The sequence below is a fragment of the Pseudomonas sp. S04 genome (genome assembly GCF_009834545.1).
Classification (GTDB): Bacteria; Pseudomonadota; Gammaproteobacteria; order Pseudomonadales; family Pseudomonadaceae; genus Aquipseudomonas.
In genome coordinates this window covers 4,788,482-4,808,006 of the sequence record NZ_CP019427.1, presented here as the reverse complement: position 1 = coordinate 4,808,006, position 19,525 = coordinate 4,788,482, and the positions used below count along the sequence as shown (strand labels likewise).

Here is a 19,525-nt window from a genome sequence, read left to right as displayed (position 1 = left end):
TTATGGCGGGTCATTCCAAGTGGGCGAACATCAAGCACCGCAAAGAACGTCAGGATGCCAAGAAAGGCAAGATTTTCACCAAGTGGATTCGTGAGCTGACAGTCGCGGCCCGTCAGGGCGGCGGCGATCCTGGCTCCAACCCACGGCTGCGACTGGCCCTGGACAAGGCCCTGGGCGCGAACATGAGCCGTGACATCATCGATCGCGCCGTGGCCCGTGGGGCTGGCGCTGCCGACACCGATGACATGGTCGAACTGAGCTACGAAGGTTATGGCCCCGGTGGCGTGGCGGTGATGGTCGAGTGCATGACCGATAACCGCAACCGCACGGCGGCGGCGGTTCGACACGCCTTCAGCAAGTGTGGCGGCAACCTGGGCACGGATGGCTCGGTGGCTTACCTGTTCGAACGCAAGGGGCAGATCTCCTTTGCCCCGGGTATCGACGAAGACGCCTTGATGGAAGCCGCGATGGAGGCTGATGCCGACGACGTGGTGACCAACGAAGACGGTTCAATCGACGTATTCACCTCGTTCGCCGGTTTTTATGCCGTGCGCAACGCCCTGGAAGCGGCGGGCTTCAAGGCCGATGATGCGGAAATCGTGATGCTGCCAACCACCAGTGCCGAACTGGACCTGGAAGGCGCCGAGAAGGTGCTCAAGCTGATCGACATGCTCGAAGACCTGGATGACGTGCAGAACGTCTATTCCAATGCGGACATCCCCGAGTCGGTGGCCCAACAGCTCGGCTGAAGGGCGACGCAGATCTAGTGTGGGAGTCGGGCTTGCCCGCGATGACGTCGGCAGGCTCGACATTGATGTTGAATGTTCTACCGCTATCGCGGGCAAGCCCGGCTCCCACAGGGTTCTCGGTAGGGCTACAAAATGTGCATCCGGCACAACCTGCTCTATGCTGGCCTCACTCTCTTAACCCGCAGGCGTTATGACATTAATTCTTGGTATCGACCCCGGTTCACGCATTACCGGTTATGGCGTGGTACGCGATACCGGTCGTGGCTGCGTGTATGTGGCGTCGGGTTGTATTCGCACCGGCAGCGGTGAGTTACATGAACGGTTGCAAATTGTTTTTCGCGGCGTGCGCGAGGTGATCCAGACCTACGGTCCTGTGACCATGGGCATCGAGAAGGTCTTCATGGCCCGCAACGCCGACTCCGCGCTGAAGCTCGGCCAGGCCCGTGGCGCGGCGATTGTCGCGGGGGCCGAAGAGAGCCTGGAGATCGCCGAATACACCGCTACCCAGGTCAAACAGGCGGTCACCGGTACCGGTGCAGCCAACAAGGAGCAGGTGCAGATGATGGTCATGCATATGCTCAAGCTCACCAGCAAACCGCAAATCGATGCCTCGGACGCCCTGGCCATTGCCATTTGCCATGCCCATACCCGCTCCAGCCTGTTGCCCCATGGGCTGGGGACGGCGCGCAGTCGTGGCGGTCGCCTGCGCCTGTGATCTGATAGCATCCACCCACGAGATTTTATTGGTTGAGCGATTTGCGCCTGGACTGTCGGCGACCTCGCTCACTTTGCTCTTCGAACGCCTGATCTGGCTACGCTTAAGGATTTGAAACGTGATTGGACGTTTGCGCGGCACCTTGGCTGAGAAACAGCCGCCGCACCTGATACTGGATGTCAACGGCCTGGGCTATGAGCTGGAAGTGCCGATGACCACCCTCTATCGACTGCCGTCGATCGGAGAGCCGATAACCCTGCACACCCATTTGGTGGTGCGCGAAGATGCCCAGTTGCTTTATGGTTTCATCGGCAAGCGTGATCGGGACTTTTTCCGCGAGTTGATCCGCCTCAATGGGGTCGGTCCGAAACTGGCGCTGGCGTTGATGTCGAGCCTTGAAGTCGATGAGCTGGTGCGTTGCGTGCAGGCCCAGGACACTTCGGCGCTGACCAAGGTGCCGGGTGTCGGCAAAAAGACCGCCGAGCGCTTGCTGGTGGAACTCAAGGACCGCTTCAAGGCCTGGGAAGCCGTGCCGAGCATGTTTGCCCTGGTGCCGAACCAGCCTGATGGCCCGGCGCAACCGGTGGCTTCGGCGGAGAATGACGCGGTCAGCGCGCTAATCTCCCTGGGCTACAAGCCGCAGGAAGCCAGCAAGGCGATTTCCGCGATCAAGGAGAAAGGCTTGAGCAGTGAAGACCTGATTCGTCGTGCCCTGAAGGGAATGATCTAAGTGATTGAAGCTGATCGTCTGATTACCGCCACCGGTGGCCCGCGTGACCGCGAAGAAGTCCAGGATCGGGCCATTCGTCCGGTCAGCCTGGCCGAATACATTGGCCAGCCGACCGTTCGCGAGCAGATGGAGCTGTTCATCCAGGCGGCGCGCGGGCGCAACGAATCCCTGGACCACACGCTGATCTTCGGTCCGCCGGGCCTCGGTAAAACCACGCTGGCCAACATCATCGCCCAGGAAATGGGCGTGTCGATCAAAAGCACCTCGGGCCCGGTCCTGGAGCGCCCCGGCGACCTGGCGGCACTGCTGACCAACCTCGAACCCCATGACGTGCTGTTCATCGATGAAATCCATCGCCTGTCGCCGATTGTCGAGGAAGTGCTGTACCCGGCCATGGAGGACTTCCAGCTCGATATCATGATCGGCGAAGGCCCGGCGGCACGTTCCATCAAGCTCGACCTGCCGCCGTTCACCCTGGTGGGGGCGACCACCCGCGCCGGCATGCTGACCAACCCGCTGCGCGACCGCTTCGGCATCGTCCAGCGCCTGGAGTTCTACAGCACCGCCGACCTGGCGACGATCGTCAGTCGTTCGGCCGGTATCCTCGGGCTGCCGCTGGACCCTGAAGGGGCGTTCGAAATCGCCCGCCGGGCCCGCGGTACGCCACGTATCGCCAACCGCCTGCTGCGGCGGGTGCGGGATTTCGCCGAAGTCCGGGCCAAGGGCCACATCACCAAGCCGATCGCCGACCTGGCGCTCAACCTGCTGGACGTCGATGAGCGTGGTTTCGATCACCAGGACCGGCGTTTGCTGCTGACCATGATCGAGAAATTCGATGGCGGCCCGGTGGGGGTCGACAGTCTGGCGGCGGCCATCAGTGAAGAGCGGCACACCATTGAAGACGTGCTGGAGCCGTACCTGATCCAGCAGGGCTACATCATGCGCACTCCCCGTGGGCGGGTAGTGACCCGGCATGCTTATTTGCACTTTGGCCTGAACATTCCGACGCGCATGGGTGAAATGCCCGCAGTAGACGCATTTCTGGATGCGGTGGACGATTAATGACGGTCTGCGCCGATTTATTCGGGTTTTGTGTGGTCCTAGGTGGCTGGCGAACCCTTGTTTGGCAGCAAAGGCGCAGAAGAATGAAAAACAGTTGCCTGGCTGGATTGGCAACCTGAGGAGTAAGCACTAGAGTATGCGCGCGCAAAACGGGCTAGAGTCGTTCGCACATCGTTGTCGCGTTTATTACGAGGACACCGATGCTGGCGGCATCGTGTATTACGTTAATTACCTCAAGTTTATGGAACGGGCTCGGACCGAGCGGCTACGTGAGTTGGGCTTTGCCCAGTCACAGCTGGCAGGCGAGGACCTGTTGTTTGTCGTGCATTCCAGCGAAGCGCGCTACCACGCGCCGGCGCGACTGGACGACGAGCTTGTGGTAAGTGCTGAAGTAATCGAATTGAACCGTGTCAGCCTGCGCTTCAAGCAGCAGGTCAGGCGAGCCGCGGATAATGCACTGCTCTGCGAAGGGCAGTTTTTGGTGGCCTGTGTGCGCACCCATAGTTTGAAACCCCGGGCCATTCCCGAAGCTCTACGTGCGGCCTTTGCCGACGTGAGCGGCGCGGGTACACACTCAAAGCAGGAGATAAAGCGTGGAAGCTAACGTCGTCGACCATTCCTCCATGTGGAGCCTGGTTAGCAATGCCAGTATCGTGGTGCAACTGGTAATGCTGACCCTGGTAGCCGCATCGGTGACCTCATGGATCATGATCTTTCAGCGCAGCAACCTGCTGCGTGCCGGTCGACGTGCCCTGGAGAGCTTCGAGGAGCGCTTCTGGTCGGGTATCGACCTGTCCAAGCTGTACCGTCAGGCGGGCAGCAACCCTGATCCGGATTCGGGCGTCGAGCAGATCTTCCGTGCCGGCTTCAAGGAGTTCTCCCGTCTGCGCCAGCAACCGGGTGTTGATCCGGAAGCGGTCATGGAGGGCGTTGCCCGTGCCATGCGCGTGGCTATTTCCCGCGAAGAAGAGAAGCTCGAGCAGAGCCTGCCATTCCTCGCTACCGTTGGTTCGGTCAGCCCGTACATCGGCCTGTTCGGTACCGTCTGGGGCATCATGAACTCTTTCCGCGGCCTGGCCACTGCCCAGCAAGCGACCTTGGCCACCGTGGCCCCGGGTATCGCCGAGGCACTGATCGCCACCGCCATCGGCCTGTTCGCCGCCATTCCGGCCGTAATTGCGTACAACCGCTTTGCCGCGCGCAGCGAAACCCTGATCAGCCGCTACTACACCTTCGCCGATGAATTCCAGGCGATCCTGCACCGTAAAGTGCACACCAGCGAAGAATAAGCAGGTATTTCCCAATGGCTTTAATCGCTCGAGCTCGCAAAAAGCGCAAGCCGGTCGCCGAGATGAACGTAGTACCTTACATCGACGTGATGCTGGTACTGCTGGTCATCTTCATGGTGACCGCGCCGATGCTCAATCAGGGCGTGAAAGTTGATTTGCCCAAGGTTTCCAGCGAAGCCTTGCCGCAAGACAACAACACCCAGGTCCTGACCATTTCGATCAAGGCTGACAAGACCTACTACTGGAACCTTGGCAGCGAAGTCGACACCGAGAAGCAGCAGGACCGGGCAATGACCCTGCCGCAGATGACTGATGCGGTGACCAAGATCATTCGCGCCGGCAACGAAGGTGGCAAGCACACCCAAGTGTTCATTCGTGGCGACAAGACCGTCGACTACGGCGCCGTCATGGGCGCGATGGGTGGGTTGCAGAAAGCCGGAGTCGGTAACGTTGGCTTGATTACCGAGGCGCCCTGATGCAGCAACAGCGAGAGCCAACAGCCTCGGAAAGCTACTTCTGGCCTAGTGTCTGGGCAATTGGCTTGCACGTGCTGGTGTTCGGCATGCTGTTCGTCAGCTTTGCCTTTACCCCGGAGCTGCCGCCGGCCAAGCCGATTGTCCAGGCGACCCTGTACCAGTTGAAATCGAAAAGTCAGGCGACCACCCAGACCAATCAGAAGATTGCGGGTGAAGCGAAGAAATCCGCTGCGCGCCAGACCGAAGTCGAACAGATGGAGCAGAAGAAGGTCGAGCAGGAAGCGGTGAAGGCTGCGGAACAAAAGAAAGAAGAGGCGGCTCAAAAGGCCGAGGAAGCCAAGAAGGCCGACGAGTCGAAGAAAGCCGAAGAAGCGAAAAAGGCTGATGAAGCCAAGAAAGCCGATGAAGCAAAGAAGACCGCCGAAGCCAAGAAGGCAGAAGAGAAACAATTGGCTGATATAGCCAAGAAGAAAGCCGAAGAAGAAGCCAAGAAGAAAGCTGAAGAAGAGGCCAAGAAAGCGGCCGCTGAAGAAGCGAAGAAGAAAGTAGTCGAAGACGCGAAGAAAAAAGCCGCGGACGACGCCAAGAAGAAAGCTGAAGCGGACGAGGCGAAGAAGAAAGTCGCCGATGATGCGAAGAAGAAAGCTGCTGCCGATGCTGCGAAGAAAAAATCGCAGGAAGCGGCACGTAAATCCGCCGAAGAGAAAAAGGCCCAGGCCCTGGCAGATTTGCTTTCCGACACGCCGCAGCGTCAGCAGGCCTTGGCCGATGAACGAGGCGATGAAGTCGCGGGCAGTTTCGACGACCTGATTCGTGCACGTGCAGCGGAAGGCTGGGCGCGTCCTCCTTCGGCACGCAAGAACATGACGGTCGTGCTGCAAATTGGCATGTTGCCCGATGGTACGGTGACTTCGGTCACGGTAGCCAAGTCCAGTGGCGATGGTCCGTTCGACAGCTCGGCTGTAGCAGCGGTCAAGAACATTGGACGTTTGACAGAAATGCAGGGAATGAAGCCGAGCGATTTCGCTCCCTATCGTTCATTCAAGATGACATTCACACCTGAGGATCTAGCCTTGTGAGAAACCTTCTTCGAGGAATGCTTGTCGTTATTTGCTGCATGGCAGGGATAGCGGCGGCGGATGAAAAGAACATTCTGGTCACCAGCGGCAGTGATCGGGCGACCCCGATCGCGGTAGTGCCGTTCGGCTGGCAGGGCGGCAGCGTGCTGCCGGACGACATGGCGGAAATCATTGGTAACGATTTGCGCAACTCGGGTTACTACTCGCCGATTCCCAAGCAGAACATGATCAGCCAGCCGACCCAGGCCAGCGAAGTCATCTACCGCGACTGGAAGGCCCTGGGCGCCCAGTACATCATGGTCGGCAGCATTGTTCCGGCCGGCGGTCGCCTGCAGGTGCAGTACGCCCTGTTCAACGTCAACACCGAGCAGCAAGTGCTGACCGGCAGCGTTTCCGGCGGCGTTGACCAGTTGCGCGACATGGCGCACTACATTTCGGACCAGTCGTTTGAGAAGCTGGTGGGCATCAAGGGCGCGTTCTCGACCCGTCTGCTGTACGTGACGGCCGAGCGTTTCTCCGAGAAGAACACTCGCTACACCCTGCAACGCTCGGACTATGACGGTGCGCGTGCAGTGACCCTGCTACAGTCCCGCGAGCCGATCCTGTCGCCGCGTTTTGCCCCCGATGGCAAGCGTATCGCCTATGTCTCCTTCGAGCAGAAGCGTCCGCGGATCTTCATGCAGAACATCGACACTGGTCGTCGTGAGCAGATCACCAACTTCGAAGGCCTCAACGGTGCTCCAGCCTGGTCGCCGGATGGTTCGCGCCTGGCGTTCGTACTGTCCAAGGACGGTAACCCGGACATCTACGTGATGAACCTGGGGTCGCGCCAGATCACCCGCGTGACTGCAGGGCCTGGCATCAACACCGAACCGTTCTGGGGCAAGGATGGCTCGACCATCTACTTCACCTCCGACCGTGGCGGCAAGCCGCAGATCTACAAGACCAGCGCCAGTGGCGGCGGTGCCGAGCGCGTAACCTTTATCGGCAACTACAACGCCAACCCGAAATTGTCGGCCGACGAAAAGACTCTGGTGATGATCCATCGCCAGCAAGGTTTCACCAATTTCAAGGTGGCGGCCCAGGATTTGCAGCGCGGTAGTGTAAAAATCCTAACTGATAGCACTCTGGACGAGTCGCCTACTGTTGCGCCCAACGGCACCATGGTAATCTACGCCACCCGCCAGCAGGGCCGGGGAGTCTTGATGCTCGTGTCCATCAATGGACGCGTAAGGCTCCCGCTTCCTACCGCACAAGGCGAAGTCAGAGAACCTTCCTGGTCCCCTTACCTGAACTGACGCGGCGCTATACGTTGTACTTAACACATTGGGGTTCATTAGGAGTTTCACGATGGAAATGCTGAAGTTTGGTAAGTTTGCTGCGCTGGCCCTGGCCATGGCTGTAGCTGTAGGTTGCTCGTCCAAAGGCGGCGACAACGCCGGTGAAGGCGCTGTTGATCCAAACGCTGGTTACGGCGCTAACACTGGTGCTGTTGACGGCTCCCTGAGCGAAGAAGCTGCTCTGCGCGCAATCACCACCTTCTACTTCGAATACGACAGCTCGGACCTGAAGCCAGAAGCCATGCGCGCTCTGGACGTTCACGCCAAAGACCTGAAAGCAAACGGCGCTCGCGTTGTTCTGGAAGGCAACACCGACGAACGTGGTACTCGTGAGTACAACATGGCACTGGGCGAGCGTCGTGCGAAAGCCGTTCAACGCTACCTGGTACTGCAAGGTGTTTCCCCAGCTCAGCTGGAACTGGTTTCCTACGGCGAAGAGCGTCCAGTTGCTACCGGCAACGACGAGCAGTCCTGGGCTCAAAACCGTCGCGTCGAACTGCGTAAGTAATTCGTCATGCGAACGTGCCGTCGTGCTGTAACTGTCCTGGCTCTCAGCCTCGCGCCATTGCTGGCGTGGGCTGCGGTTCCTGTGGTCGATAACGATTCCGGTTATAACAATAGCGGGAGCAGTTATCCGCCTGCGGGTTACGGTACGAACGGCGCCTATGCCGGGGGAGGGGTTTCGGCCCCTGTCTCGGCACAGGGCGAGCTGTTCAACCAACTGCAACAGATGCAGGAACAGATCGCGCGCCAACAAGGCGTGATTGAAGTTTTGCAAAATGATGTTTCGCGCATGAAGCAAGAATCCCTGGAGCGATACCAGGATCTTGACCGGCGCATAGGATCGGGCGGTGCACCCGCTGCGGCTCCTGAAAATTCTCCAGCCGGTGGCAATAGCGCCGCCGGTGCTGCTGCAGGTGCGGGCGCTGCGGCGCAAGCCCCTGCCGCCAGCAGCGAACCGGGTGATCCGGCGAAGGAAAAGCTCTACTACGATGCTGCCTTCGACCTGATCAAAGCCAAGGACTTCGACAAGGCCAGCCTGGCTTTCGCCGCGTTCCTGCGCAAATACCCGAACAGCCAGTACGCGGGCAATGCCCAATACTGGCTGGGTGAAGTGAACCTGGCCAAAGGTGATCTGCAAGGCGCCGGCCAGGCTTTCGCCAGGGTTTCGCAGCTGTATCCCAAGCACAACAAGGTGCCGGACTCGCTGTACAAGCTGGCCGATGTCGAGCGTCGCCTGGGGCACGCCGACAAGGTCAAGGGCATTTTGCAGCAGGTGGTCAGCCAGTATCCTGGCACCTCCGCCGCGCAGCTGGCCCAGCGTGATCTGCAGCGCATGTAAGGCAGTTTGACCCGTGTTTCAAGAAACCCGCGCTTGTCGCGGGTTTTTTCGTTAGAATTCACGCCCTTTTTAGCAACACCGCTTTTTGGGATCTGCGCGTTGGCGGGGTTCCATCAAGTGCCTGACGGAGGCGGACAGCCTGTTTAGCTGTTACGCCCGTGGCGACTATGCAAGATACATTGAGAATTACCGAAGTTTTTTACTCGTTGCAGGGTGAAACGCGCACTGCCGGGCTGCCCACTGTTTTTGTGCGCCTGACCGGTTGCCCGTTGCGTTGCCAGTACTGCGACAGTGCCTACGCCTTTACCGGCGGAACAGTGCGACCACTCGACGAGATCCTCGAGCAGGTGGCCGGTTTCCGCCCGCGTTATGTCTGTGTGACCGGCGGCGAGCCGCTGGCCCAACCTAACGCCATCCCTCTACTCAAGCAGTTGTGTGATGCCGGTTACGAAGTGTCGCTGGAAACCAGTGGTTCCATCGACATCTCGGCGGTAGATTCGCGGGTCAGCCGCGTGGTCGACCTGAAGACCCCGGGCTCGAAGGAAGTACACCGTAACCGCTACGAGAATATCGAGCTGCTGACGTCCAACGACCAGGTCAAGTTCGTGATCTGTTCCCGCGAGGACTACGACTGGGCTGTCTCCAAGCTGATCCAGTACGGTCTTGACCGGCGGGCTGGTGAAGTCCTGTTCTCACCGAGCCATCACGATCTCAATGCACGTGACCTGGCGGACTGGGTAGTTGCCGACAACCTGCCAGTGCGCTTGCAATTGCAACTGCACAAATATCTTTGGAATGACGAGCCGGGGCGCTGACATGACTGAACAACTGAATACTGTAGAAAAGCGTGCGGTCATCCTGCTGTCCGGAGGCCTGGACTCGGCGACCGTGGTGGCCATGGCCCGTGCCGAAGGCTACAGCTGCTACACCATGAGTTTTGACTACGGCCAGCGCTCCCAGGCCGAATTGCACGCCGCTGCGCGGGTGGCCCGGGACCTGGGGGTGGTCGAGCACAAAGTGATCGGCCTGAACCTGAACGGCATCGGCGGCTCGGCCCTGACCGACAGCAGCATCGATGTGCCAGAGACCCCGGGTGAAGGCATCCCCGTGACGTATGTGCCGGCTCGCAACACGGTGTTCCTGTCCCTGGCCCTGGGCTGGGCCGAAGTGCTGGGCGCGCGGGACATCTTCATTGGGGTCAACGCCGTGGACTATTCGGGTTACCCGGATTGCCGTCCGGAGTTCGTCGAGGCTTTCGAGCGCATGGCCAACCTGGCGACCAAGGCCGGGGTCGAGGGCAATGGCTTCCGCATCCAGGCTCCGCTGCAAAACCTCAGCAAGGCGCAAATCGTCGAGGCTGGCGTCAAGCTGGGGGTCGACTATGCGCTGACCGTTTCCTGCTATCAGGCGGACGATCAAGGCCGTGCCTGCGCCAAGTGCGACAGCTGCCGCCTGCGTGCGGAAGGCTTCGCAGCAGCCGGAATCAGCGACCCAACCAACTATTTTTGATTTATTTTCACTTAGGTGTTGAATAGTCCTTAAAAATCAGTATTATACGCACCACAACGAAGCGGGTCGTTAGCTCAGTTGGTAGAGCAGTTGGCTTTTAACCAATTGGTCGTAGGTTCGAATCCCACACGACCCACCATATTTGGCGGTTTAGAAAATCCGGAAGGCCCACGCAAGTGAGGATTTCCGGGTTTTTTTTTGCCTGCGATTCCTGTCTCGGGCAATCGCAATGCTTGCACCGCGCGCCTGGCTGCAGAATGATCTTTTGCATCTCGGGGATATTCTGTAGCCTTGCGCAGCTTCAACGCTGTCCGTGCCTGATGAATACTCACTCTCCCGGCGGTACCCTGATCGGTCCGGAGCCGGGTGTATACTCGACTTTCGCGCGAAAGCGCCCGCAGGTCTTGCGATCATGACGCAAATTTCCGAACGCCTTCTGGTTCAAGCCCACCTCGACGCCAAGCAGCCCAAGCCGCTGACCGCCGCAGAGGAGGCCCATTACCGCGCCGCCATCGCCGCCGAGCTCAAGGCTCAGGACGCGGTGCTGGTTGCTCACTTCTATTGCGACCCGATCATTCAGGCCCTGGCCGAAGAAACCGGCGGCTGTGTTTCCGATTCCCTGGAAATGGCCCGGTTCGGCAATGCGCACCCGGCCAAGACCGTGGTGGTAGCCGGCGTGAAGTTCATGGGGGAGACCGCGAAGATCCTCAACCCGGAAAAACGCGTGCTGATGCCGACCCTGGAAGCGACCTGCTCGCTGGACCTGGGTTGCCCGGTCGACGAGTTTTCGGCGTTCTGCGACCAGCACCCGGAGCGCACCGTGGTGGTGTATGCCAACACCTCGGCGGCGGTCAAGGCGCGGGCGGACTGGGTGGTGACCTCCAGTTGTGCACTGGAGATCGTCGAAAGCCTGATGGACAACGGCGAGACGATCATCTGGGGCCCGGACAAGCACTTGGGTACCTACATCCAGCGCAAGACCGGCGCCGACATGCTGCTCTGGGACGGTGCCTGCATCGTCCATGAAGAGTTCAAGGCCAAGCAGCTCGAAGACATGAAGGCGCTGTACCCGGACGCTGCGATCCTGGTGCACCCGGAATCGCCGACGGCGGTGATCGAGTTGGCCGACGCGGTGGGTTCCACCAGCCAGTTGATCGCAGCAGCACAGAGCCTGCCGCACAAGACGCTGATCGTGGCCACCGATCGCGGGATTTTCTACAAGATGCAGCAGCTGTGCCCGGACAAGGTGTTTATCGAAGCCCCTACGGCCGGCAACGGCGCGGCCTGCCGCAGTTGCGCGCATTGCCCCTGGATGGCGATGAACACCCTGGAGCGCACGCTACAGTGCCTGCGTGAGGGTTCGGGGGAGATCTTCGTCGAGCCGGCGCTGATCCCACAGGCGATTCGCCCGTTGAAGCGCATGCTCGACTTCACGGCGGCTGCGCGGATGAAGCTCGCCGGCAACGCCTGAGGTCTGTCAGCTAGGCACACACAACCTGTGGGAGCGAGCTTGCTCGCGATAGCGGTCTGTCAGTCACATGTATGTTGACTGAAGTGCCGCCATCGCGAGCAAGCTCGCTCCCACAATGGTTTTCGTACGGCTGAATTACTTGGTTTTCTTCGGGACTCGAACCAACTGGCTATTGGAGTACATGTCGTGCCAGCTGCGCTGCTGTTTGTCGAACAGTGTCCAGAAGAAGCCCAGGCCGGCGCACAGCAGTGACGCAATCGATACCACGAAGCGCAGTAAGGCCTGCCACAGGCTAATGGCCGAACCGTCGGCGTTCTGCACGCGGATGCACCACACCTGCATGCCCAGGGTTTGGCCGGAGTAGGTCCAGAACTTGGCAAAAAAACCAAATAGCACAAACAGCAATACGGTGGAGAGCAAGGGGTCGCCATCCAGTGCGCCGGCATCGGTCAACGCACGCATCCGCTCCTCGCCGATGATTGCCATCTGCACCATCTTGTAGAGGCCGCCGGTGACGATCATCAGGGCAGTGCACAACAGGAAATCGTAGAACATCGCTGCCAGGCGACGCCCCAGGCCGGCGACGGGGAATTCACCCTGGGGGCTTAGCAGGCGTTTCGACATGGAGTGGCTCTCGATTGAAAAAAGAAGCCATTTTACGGGTTTGCGCGCACAAAAAAGCCCCTGATGTCAGCATCAGGGGCTTTTTCGTTACAGAAGATTAGGCTTCTGCTTGAACTTCGTCAGCCTGCATGCCTTTTTGGCCCTGCACCGCAACGAAGGTCACTTTCTGGCCTTCTTTCAGGCTCTTGAAACCGTTGCCCTGGATGGCACGGAAATGCACGAACAGATCCGGGCCGCTTTCTGGAGTGATAAAACCAAAACCTTTTTCGTCGTTAAACCACTTGACGGTGCCGCTCTGACGTTGGGACATTTCTTATTTCCTTTGACGCAAAAAATTGATGACAGCCTCTTTCTCATGAAAGAGTACTGGGGCTGGTTGCAGGAAAGAAGAAGACGTAGAACGGGTGTAGCAAACTTGTTGGCTACTGCCCAGGTCACGATTCCAAGCGACCCATGCAAACACAGTGGACAAACTCTACGCCAACTATGGCAGAAAAAACAAGCCCCCCTGCAGGCCTTGTATAGCTAGGCCTGTGGCGGTTTTTGGGCTTGCCCATGGGGCTTATTCGATAGGCTCGTTCAATTGTTTTCGATTGTTATAAGGTAAGTTCAAAATCGAAGCTTATAGTCAAAAAACTGCACTATTTTATGGCAGTTGCGTTACAGATTAGTGCACTGTTACGCAACTGCGTTACTTATCGGAACAGTCTATCAACCACGATAGTAGCGTTGTGGAACGAATGGCATTTTGCTTACAAGCAATGGCACCTGTTTGCCGCGTACGATCGCCCAGACCTGGGTATCGAGTGCCAGGTAGGCGCTGTCCAGGTAGCCCATCGCCAATGGACCGCCGAGGGAAGGGCCGAAACCACCGCTGCAGACGCTGCCGATGATTTCGCCGGCGGCGTTGACGATTTCTGCGCCCTCACGCACCGGAGTGCGTTCCTGGGGTAGCAGGCCGACACGTTTGCGGCTGACACCGTTTTGTTGCTGGGCGAAGATCGTTTCGGCTCCGGGGAATCCACCGGCACGCGCGCCATCGGCACGGCGTGGCTTGGAGATGGCCCACAGCAGGCTGGCTTCGATCGGGGTGGTGGCGTTGTTCATGTCATGGCCATACAGGCACAAGCCGGCTTCCAGGCGCAGCGAGTCACGCGCGCCGAGGCCGATGGCGGCCACTTCCGGCTCGGCCAGCAGGGCGCGGGCCAGGGTCTGGGCATTGGCGGCGGGCACGGAGATCTCGTAACCGTCTTCGCCGGTGTAGCCCGAGCGACTGACAAAGCACTCGACCCCCAGCAGGGATACGCGGGTGAACTGCATGAAGGTCATCTGCGCCACCTGCGGCGCCAGGCGGGCGAGCACGGTCACCGCTGCCGGGCCTTGCAGGGCGAGCAGGGCGCGTTCCTCGAACAGCGGCTCGATCTGGCACTGATCGCCCAGATGCTGGCGCAGATGAGCCAGGTCCTGGTCCTTGCAGGCCGCATTGACCACCAGGAACAGTTCGTCGTTGCCCAGGTTGGCGACCATCAGGTCGTCGAGGATGCCGCCTTGCTCGTTGGTGAACATGGCGTAGCGCTGCATGCCCACCGGCAGGTCGATGATGTCCACCGGCACCAGGGTTTCCAGGGCCTTGGCCGCATTGGCGCCGGTCAGGCGGATCTGCCCCATGTGCGAGACATCGAACAGCCCGGCCTGCTCACGGCAGTGCAGGTGTTCTTTCATCACGCCCAATGGGTACTGCACCGGCATGTCGTAGCCGGCGAACGGCACCATGCGCGCGCCCAATTCGATGTGCAGTGCGTGCAGCGGGGTTTTCGACAGGGTTTCGGTGGACATATTCAGCTCCTGAAAAAGTCAGCGGATGCGGGGGAGCACGCATCAGCATTCGATAATGTTGACGGCCAAACCGCCACGGGCGGTTTCCTTGTATTTGCTTTTCATGTCGGCGCCGGTCTGGCGCATAGTGCGGATCACCTTGTCGAGGGAGACGAAGTGCTGACCGTCGCCACGCAAGGCCATGCGCACCGCGTTGATGGCCTTGACCGAGCCCATGGCGTTACGCTCGATGCACGGCACCTGGACCAGGCCACCGATGGGGTCACAGGTCAGGCCAAGGTTGTGTTCCATGCCGATCTCGGCGGCGTTTTCGACTTGCTGGACACTGCCGCCCAGCACTTCGCACAGAGCCCCAGCAGCCATCGAGCAGGCCACGCCGACTTCACCCTGGCAGCCGACTTCGGCCCCGGAGATCGAGGCGTTTTCCTTGTACAGGATGCCGATGGCCGCGGCGGTGAGCAGAAAGCGCACCACACCGTCTTCGCTGGCACCTGGAATGAAGCGCATGTAGTAATGCAGGACGGCCGGGACGATACCGGCCGCGCCGTTGGTGGGGGCCGTTACCACGCGCCCGCCGTTGGCGTTTTCTTCGTTGACCGCCAGGGCATACAGGTTGACCCAGTCCAGCACCGACAGCGGGTCGCGCAGTGACGACTCCGGGTTCTTGCACAGTTGCCGGTGCCAGGCCGCCGCACGGCGCTTGACCTTGAGCCCGCCCGGCAGGATGCCTTCGTTGCGACAACCGGCATCGACGCAGTCCTGCATCACTTGCCAGATCTTCAGCAGCCCGGCGCGGGTTTCAGCCTCGGGGCGCCAGGCGCTTTCGTTGGTGAGCATGACCTGGCTGATCGACAAACCGTAGGTGGTGCAATGCCCGAGCAAGTCCTTGGCGCTTTTGAACGGGAAGGTCAGCGGCGTGGCGTCCTCGACGATCCGGTCAGCGCCGGCGGCGTCTTCGTCGACCACAAAACCGCCACCGACCGAGTAGTACTCGCGGCTGCGGATTTGCAGGCCGGCGGTATCGAAGGCGCGAAAGATCATGCCGTTGGGGTGATAGGCCAGTGGCTTGCGAATCATCGCCAGGTGCAGCTTTTCATTGAAGTCGATCGGGTGCTCGCCGAGCAGGTTCAAGCGCCCGCTGCTGCGAATGTCGTGCAGGCGCGCAGCGATGTTCTCGGTGTTTACGGTGTCCGGGTGTTCGCCTTCCAGGCCGAGCAGCACCGCCTTGTCACTACCGTGGCCCTTGCCGGTGGCGCCGAGTGAGCCATACAGCTCGACCTTGACGCAGGTGGTGACCGCCAGCAGGTTGTCCCGCCGCAGACCTTCGACAAACCGCGCAGCGGCACGCATCGGGCCGACGGTGTGGGAGCTGGAAGGGCCGATACCAATCTTGAACAGGTCGAACACACTTAACGACATGGTTGTTCTCCGGTTTCTTGTTATGAGGGGCGGCACAGATTCTGAGAACTGGCACTGATCCTTGTGGGAGCGAGCTTGCTCGCGATAGCGGTCGTTCAGTCGACATCCGGCGAATGTCAGTCCGTCATCGCGAGCAAGCTCTCTCCCACAGGGTTTTGTGATGTCCTTTAGAAGTGGGGCGAGTAAACCCGCCCCCTCATTGGGTTAAGCGTAGCTTTCGATCGACGGGCAGGCGCAGATCAGGTTGCGGTCGCCAAACACGTTGTCGACCCGGCCAACCGGCGGCCAGTACTTGCCTTCGATCAACGACGCCACTGGGTACACCGCCTGTTCACGGCTGTAGGGGTGAGTCCACTCGCCGACGATTTCCGCTGCGGTGTGCGGGGCGTTTTTCAGCGGGTTGTCGTCCTTGTCCAGGGTGCCGTTTTCCACCGCGCGAATTTCTTCGCGGATGCGGATCATGGCGTCGCAGAAGCGGTCCAGTTCTTCCTTGGATTCACTTTCGGTCGGCTCGATCATCAGCGTGCCGGCCACCGGGAACGACATGGTTGGGGCGTGGAAACCGAAGTCGATCAGGCGCTTGGCGACGTCATCGACGCTGATGCCGCTGCTGTCTTTCAGCGGGCGCAGGTCGAGGATGCATTCGTGGGCCACCAGGCCGTTGCTGCCGGTGTACAGCACTGGGTAGTGCTCTTCCAGGCGGCGGGAGATGTAGTTGGCATTGAGGATCGCCAACTGCGAAGCACGCTTGAGGCCGGCGCCGCCCATCATGCGAATGTACATCCAGGTGATCGGCAGAATGCTGGCGCTGCCGAACGGTGCGGCGCAGACCGCGCCTTCCTTGCGTTCCATGGCGGCGTGGCCGGGCAGGAACGGGGTCAGGTGCGACTTGACGCCGATCGGGCCGACGCCCGGACCGCCACCGCCGTGGGGGATGCAGAAGGTCTTGTGCAGGTTCAGGTGGGACACGTCGCCACCGAACTTGCCCGGGGCGCAGAGGCCGACCATGGCGTTCATGTTGGCGCCGTCGATGTACACCTGGCCGCCGTTGTCATGAATGATCCCGCAGATTTCGCGGATGCCTTCCTCGAACACGCCGTGGGTGGACGGGTAGGTGATCATCAAGGCCGCCAAGTGCTCGCGGTGTTCGATGGCCTTGGCGCGCAGGTCTTCGATGTCGACGTTGCCGCGGGCATCACAGGCGGTCACGACCACACGCATGCCGGCCATGTTGGCGGTGGCCGGGTTGGTGCCGTGGGCGGAGGAGGGGATCAGGCAGATATCGCGGCGATCATCGCCACGGCTCTGGTGGTAGGCGCGGATCGCCAGCAGGCCGGCGTACTCGCCCTGGGAACCGGCGTTCGGTTGCAGGGAGATCGCATCGTAACCGGTGGCGGCGCAGAGCATCGCCTCCAGCTCATCGGTCAGTTGCTGGTAGCCGGCACTTTGCTCGGCCGGGGCGAACGGGTGCAGTGCGCCGAACTCGGCCCAGGTCACCGGGATCATTTCGCTGGCGGCGTTGAGTTTCATGGTGCACGAACCCAGCGGGATCATGGTGCGGTCGAGTGCCAGGTCCTTGTCGGCCAGCTTGCGCAGGTAGCGCATCAGCTCGGTTTCCGAGTGGTAACGGTTGAACACCGGGTGGCTGAGGATTGGCGATTGACGAACCAGGGCGGCCGGGATGGTGCTTTGCACGGCGGCGGCGAGGGCAGCGAAGTCCGGTAGGGTCTTGCCGTCGGCCAGCAATGCCCAGAGGTTTTCCACGTCGGCTTGCGAGGTGGTTTCGTCGAGGGACAGGCCCAGGCGCTCGGCGTCGATCACCCGCAGGTTGATCTGCTGCGCCCGCGCCTTGTCGTGCAGTTGGGCGGTGTTGGCGCCGGTGTTGAGGGTCAGGGTGTCGAAGAAATGCGCTTGTTCGACAACCAGGCCCAGGGCGCTCAGGCCCTTGGCCAGGATCGCGCTCAGGTGATGAATACGCTGGGCGATCTGGGTCAGGCCCTGCGGGCCGTGGTACACGGCGTACATGCTGGCGATGTTGGCCAGCAGTACTTGGGCGGTGCAGATGTTGCTGGTGGCTTTCTCGCGGCGGATATGTTGCTCGCGGGTCTGCATCGCCAGGCGCAGGGCCGGCTTGCCGAAGCGGTCGACCGAGACACCGACCAGACGGCCCGGCATGTCGCGCTTGAACGCATCTTTAGTGGAGAAGTACGCCGCGTGTGGGCCACCGAAGCCCAGCGGTACACCAAAACGCTGCGCGCTGCCGATGGCCACGTCGGCACCAAACTCGCCTGGCGGAGTCAGCAGAGTCAGGGCCAGCAGGTCGGCCGCTACGGCGACCAGGGCATTGGCGGCGTGGAAGCGCTCGGTCAGCTCGCGGTAGTCGAACAGGTCGCCGTTGCTGGCCGGGTATTGCAGCAGCGCGCCGAAGAAGGGCGTCACATCGCTCAGTTCACGCTCGTCGCCCACCACTACCTCGATCCCCAGCGGCTCGGCACGGGTGCGCAGCACGTCGAGGGTTTGCGGGTGGCAATGCACGGAGGCGAAGAAGGCGTGGCTGCCTTTGTTCTTGCTCAGGCGCTTGCAGAAGGTCATGGCCTCGGCAGCGGCGGTGGCTTCGTCGAGCAGCGAGGCGTTGGCGATCGGCAGGCCGGAGAGGTCGCTGATCAGGGTCTGGAAGTTCAGCAGGGCTTCCAGGCGACCCTGGGAGATTTCTGGCTGGTACGGGGTGTAGGCGGTGTACCAGGCCGGGTTTTCCAGGAGGTTGCGCAGGATCGGCGATGGCGTGTGGCAGTTGTAGTAGCCCTGGCCGATGTAGGTCTTGAACAGTTGGTTCTTGCTGGCGATGGACTTGATCAAGGCCAGGGCATCGGCTTCACTCAGGCCGTCTTCCAGGCCAAGCACGCTGGTGCCCTTGATGCTGTCGGGAATGACGCTGGCGCTCAGGGCTTCCAGGGAGTCGAAGCCCAGGCTGTTGAGCATGGCTTGCTCGTCGCCGGCGCGCGGGCCGATGTGGCGGGCGATGAATTCGTTGGCAGTGGTCAGGCTTACTTGAGTCATGTCAGCGCTCCTCAGGCTTGCGCGTTGGCTTTGATCAGACGGTCGTAGGCGTCTTGATCCAGCAGTTTGGCGACAGCCGATGCATCGGTTGGCTGGAAGCGGAAGAACCAGCCTTCGCCCAGCGGATCTTCATTGACCAGTTCAGGGCTGCTGTCCAGCGCCGGGTTCACTTCCAGCACTTCACCGTCCAGCGGCATGTACACGCCGCTCGCGGCTTTTACCGATTCCACGGTGGCGGCTTCAGCGCCTTTGTCGTAGGACTGCAGCTCAGGCAGTTGTACGAAAACCACGTCGCCAAGAGCATTCTGGGCGAAGGCGGTGATGCCGACTGTAACGCTGCCGTCAGCTTCGGTACGCAGCCATTCGTGATCTTCAGTAAAACGCAACTCGCTCATGGAAACTCCTCAGGGGCCAGACAGGTCTGGTGGACGCGATGGAATGCTCGGGCATAGCCCTGCTTTATGGAGGGTTACCTAGCAAAATCGCGGCCAGTATTTTTTATTTGTTACTAATCAATAGGTTACGGATTATTGCGAGAAGGGGAACAAGCGCAGCTGTAGCGATATCGCTACAGTCTGACACGAGGAAAAAAGCCCATGAGGATCAAAGCCTTGCACAATGCTGGCGGAAAGCCTGTGTAGCGATATCGTTCCGCTGTAGCGCTTTCAGTACAGGTGGAGGTCGCTTTTGCGGTAGGTGATCTATGGGGGCAATGGTTGCCATCGATGACACGCCAAGCTTGATTCAACGCGGTGTCCTTGCGTCCATCGCGGGCAAGCCCGCTCCCACCCTGGTGGGTGTATGCAGGGGTTCAATCACTGTGGGGG

Annotated in this window: 20 protein-coding genes and 1 tRNA gene; 15 read left to right on the top strand and 6 right to left on the bottom strand. The window is 60.3% G+C overall.

Going from position 1 to position 19,525, the window contains the following annotated elements; all coding sequences use genetic code 11:
* Positions 1-2: 2 nt before the first annotated feature.
* The 15 genes from PspS04_RS21350 to nadA all read left to right on the top strand — a co-directional run bounded on the left by PspS04_RS21350 (position 3) and on the right by nadA (position 11,762).
* The gene (locus PspS04_RS21350) at positions 3-749 is read left to right on the top strand and encodes a YebC/PmpR family DNA-binding transcriptional regulator (protein ID WP_095165683.1); all 747 of its coding nucleotides are present in this window, start codon (positions 3-5) and stop codon (positions 747-749) included.
* A gap of 190 nt (positions 750-939) precedes the next feature.
* Positions 940-1,464: a crossover junction endodeoxyribonuclease RuvC gene (gene ruvC / locus PspS04_RS21345; protein WP_159997631.1), complete on the top strand. Its 525-nt coding sequence runs from the start codon at positions 940-942 to the stop codon at positions 1,462-1,464.
* Between the two features lie 118 nt (positions 1,465-1,582).
* Positions 1,583-2,194 carry a Holliday junction branch migration protein RuvA gene (gene ruvA / locus PspS04_RS21340; protein WP_095165679.1) on the top strand — a complete coding sequence of 204 codons (612 nt, stop codon included), beginning with the start codon at positions 1,583-1,585 and terminating at the stop codon, positions 2,192-2,194.
* Positions 2,195-3,256 carry a Holliday junction branch migration DNA helicase RuvB gene (gene ruvB / locus PspS04_RS21335; protein WP_095165677.1) on the top strand — a complete coding sequence of 354 codons (1,062 nt, stop codon included), beginning with the start codon at positions 2,195-2,197 and terminating at the stop codon, positions 3,254-3,256.
* A gap of 136 nt (positions 3,257-3,392) precedes the next feature.
* Complete coding sequence (gene ybgC / locus PspS04_RS21330) at positions 3,393-3,860, top strand: tol-pal system-associated acyl-CoA thioesterase (RefSeq protein WP_095165676.1); 468 nt, start codon at positions 3,393-3,395, stop codon at positions 3,858-3,860.
* A complete protein-coding gene (gene tolQ / locus PspS04_RS21325) occupies positions 3,850-4,545 on the top strand; it encodes a protein TolQ (protein ID WP_034149144.1) in 696 nt (231 codons plus the stop codon). Before ybgC ends, tolQ begins: the two co-directional genes overlap by 11 nt.
* A 23-nt stretch (positions 4,546-4,568) precedes the next feature.
* Entirely contained in the window at positions 4,569-5,021 is a 453-nt protein-coding gene (gene tolR, locus PspS04_RS21320; protein ID WP_162530237.1) for a protein TolR, read from the top strand.
* Positions 5,021-6,100, top strand: coding sequence for a cell envelope integrity protein TolA (gene tolA / locus PspS04_RS21315; protein WP_095165674.1), 1,080 nt, complete (start codon positions 5,021-5,023; stop codon positions 6,098-6,100). The genes tolR and tolA overlap by 1 nt, the downstream gene beginning before the upstream one ends.
* Before the next feature lie 17 nt (positions 6,101-6,117).
* Positions 6,118-7,398, top strand: a complete 1,281-nt coding sequence (tolB, locus tag PspS04_RS21310; RefSeq protein ID WP_174244593.1) for a Tol-Pal system beta propeller repeat protein TolB — start codon at positions 6,118-6,120, stop codon at positions 7,396-7,398.
* A 52-nt stretch (positions 7,399-7,450) separates the two neighbouring features.
* Entirely contained in the window at positions 7,451-7,948 is a 498-nt protein-coding gene (gene pal / locus PspS04_RS21305) for a peptidoglycan-associated lipoprotein Pal (RefSeq protein WP_003178634.1), read from the top strand.
* 6 nt (positions 7,949-7,954) lie between these two features.
* Positions 7,955-8,782, top strand: a complete 828-nt coding sequence (gene ybgF / locus PspS04_RS21300) for a tol-pal system protein YbgF (protein WP_159997629.1) — start codon at positions 7,955-7,957, stop codon at positions 8,780-8,782.
* 167 nt (positions 8,783-8,949) lie between these two features.
* On the top strand, positions 8,950-9,597 hold the full coding sequence (gene queE, locus PspS04_RS21295; RefSeq protein ID WP_159997627.1) for a 7-carboxy-7-deazaguanine synthase QueE: 648 nt from the start codon (positions 8,950-8,952) through the stop codon (positions 9,595-9,597).
* 1 nt (position 9,598) lies between these two features.
* Positions 9,599-10,291: a 7-cyano-7-deazaguanine synthase QueC gene (queC, locus tag PspS04_RS21290; RefSeq protein ID WP_159997625.1), complete on the top strand. Its 693-nt coding sequence runs from the start codon at positions 9,599-9,601 to the stop codon at positions 10,289-10,291.
* A 63-nt stretch (positions 10,292-10,354) separates the two neighbouring features.
* Positions 10,355-10,430, top strand: a tRNA-Lys gene (locus tag PspS04_RS21285).
* A gap of 273 nt (positions 10,431-10,703) precedes the next feature.
* A complete protein-coding gene (gene nadA / locus PspS04_RS21280) occupies positions 10,704-11,762 on the top strand; it encodes a quinolinate synthase NadA (protein ID WP_095165666.1) in 1,059 nt (352 codons plus the stop codon).
* Positions 11,763-11,897: 135 nt separating this feature from the next.
* Here nadA and PspS04_RS21275 read toward each other — a convergent pair whose 3' ends face one another.
* The 6 genes from PspS04_RS21275 to gcvH form a co-directional block, all read right to left on the bottom strand.
* Complete coding sequence (locus tag PspS04_RS21275; protein ID WP_095165665.1) at positions 11,898-12,386, bottom strand: RDD family protein; 489 nt, start codon at positions 12,384-12,386, stop codon at positions 11,898-11,900.
* A gap of 97 nt (positions 12,387-12,483) precedes the next feature.
* Entirely contained in the window at positions 12,484-12,696 is a 213-nt protein-coding gene (locus PspS04_RS21270) for a cold-shock protein (RefSeq protein ID WP_003175786.1), read from the bottom strand.
* A 401-nt stretch (positions 12,697-13,097) separates the two neighbouring features.
* On the bottom strand, positions 13,098-14,222 hold the full coding sequence (gene gcvT / locus PspS04_RS21265; RefSeq protein ID WP_159997623.1) for a glycine cleavage system aminomethyltransferase GcvT: 1,125 nt from the start codon (positions 14,220-14,222) through the stop codon (positions 13,098-13,100).
* A 42-nt stretch (positions 14,223-14,264) separates the two neighbouring features.
* On the bottom strand, positions 14,265-15,641 hold the full coding sequence (locus PspS04_RS21260) for an L-serine ammonia-lyase (RefSeq protein WP_095165661.1): 1,377 nt from the start codon (positions 15,639-15,641) through the stop codon (positions 14,265-14,267).
* 204 nt (positions 15,642-15,845) lie between these two features.
* Positions 15,846-18,698 (bottom strand): aminomethyl-transferring glycine dehydrogenase, encoded by a 2,853-nt coding sequence (gene gcvP, locus PspS04_RS21255; protein ID WP_159997621.1) that lies wholly within the window; start codon positions 18,696-18,698, stop codon positions 15,846-15,848.
* A gap of 11 nt (positions 18,699-18,709) precedes the next feature.
* On the bottom strand, positions 18,710-19,093 hold the full coding sequence (gene gcvH / locus PspS04_RS21250; protein ID WP_095165658.1) for a glycine cleavage system protein GcvH: 384 nt from the start codon (positions 19,091-19,093) through the stop codon (positions 18,710-18,712).
* Between the last annotated feature and the right edge of the window lie 432 nt (positions 19,094-19,525).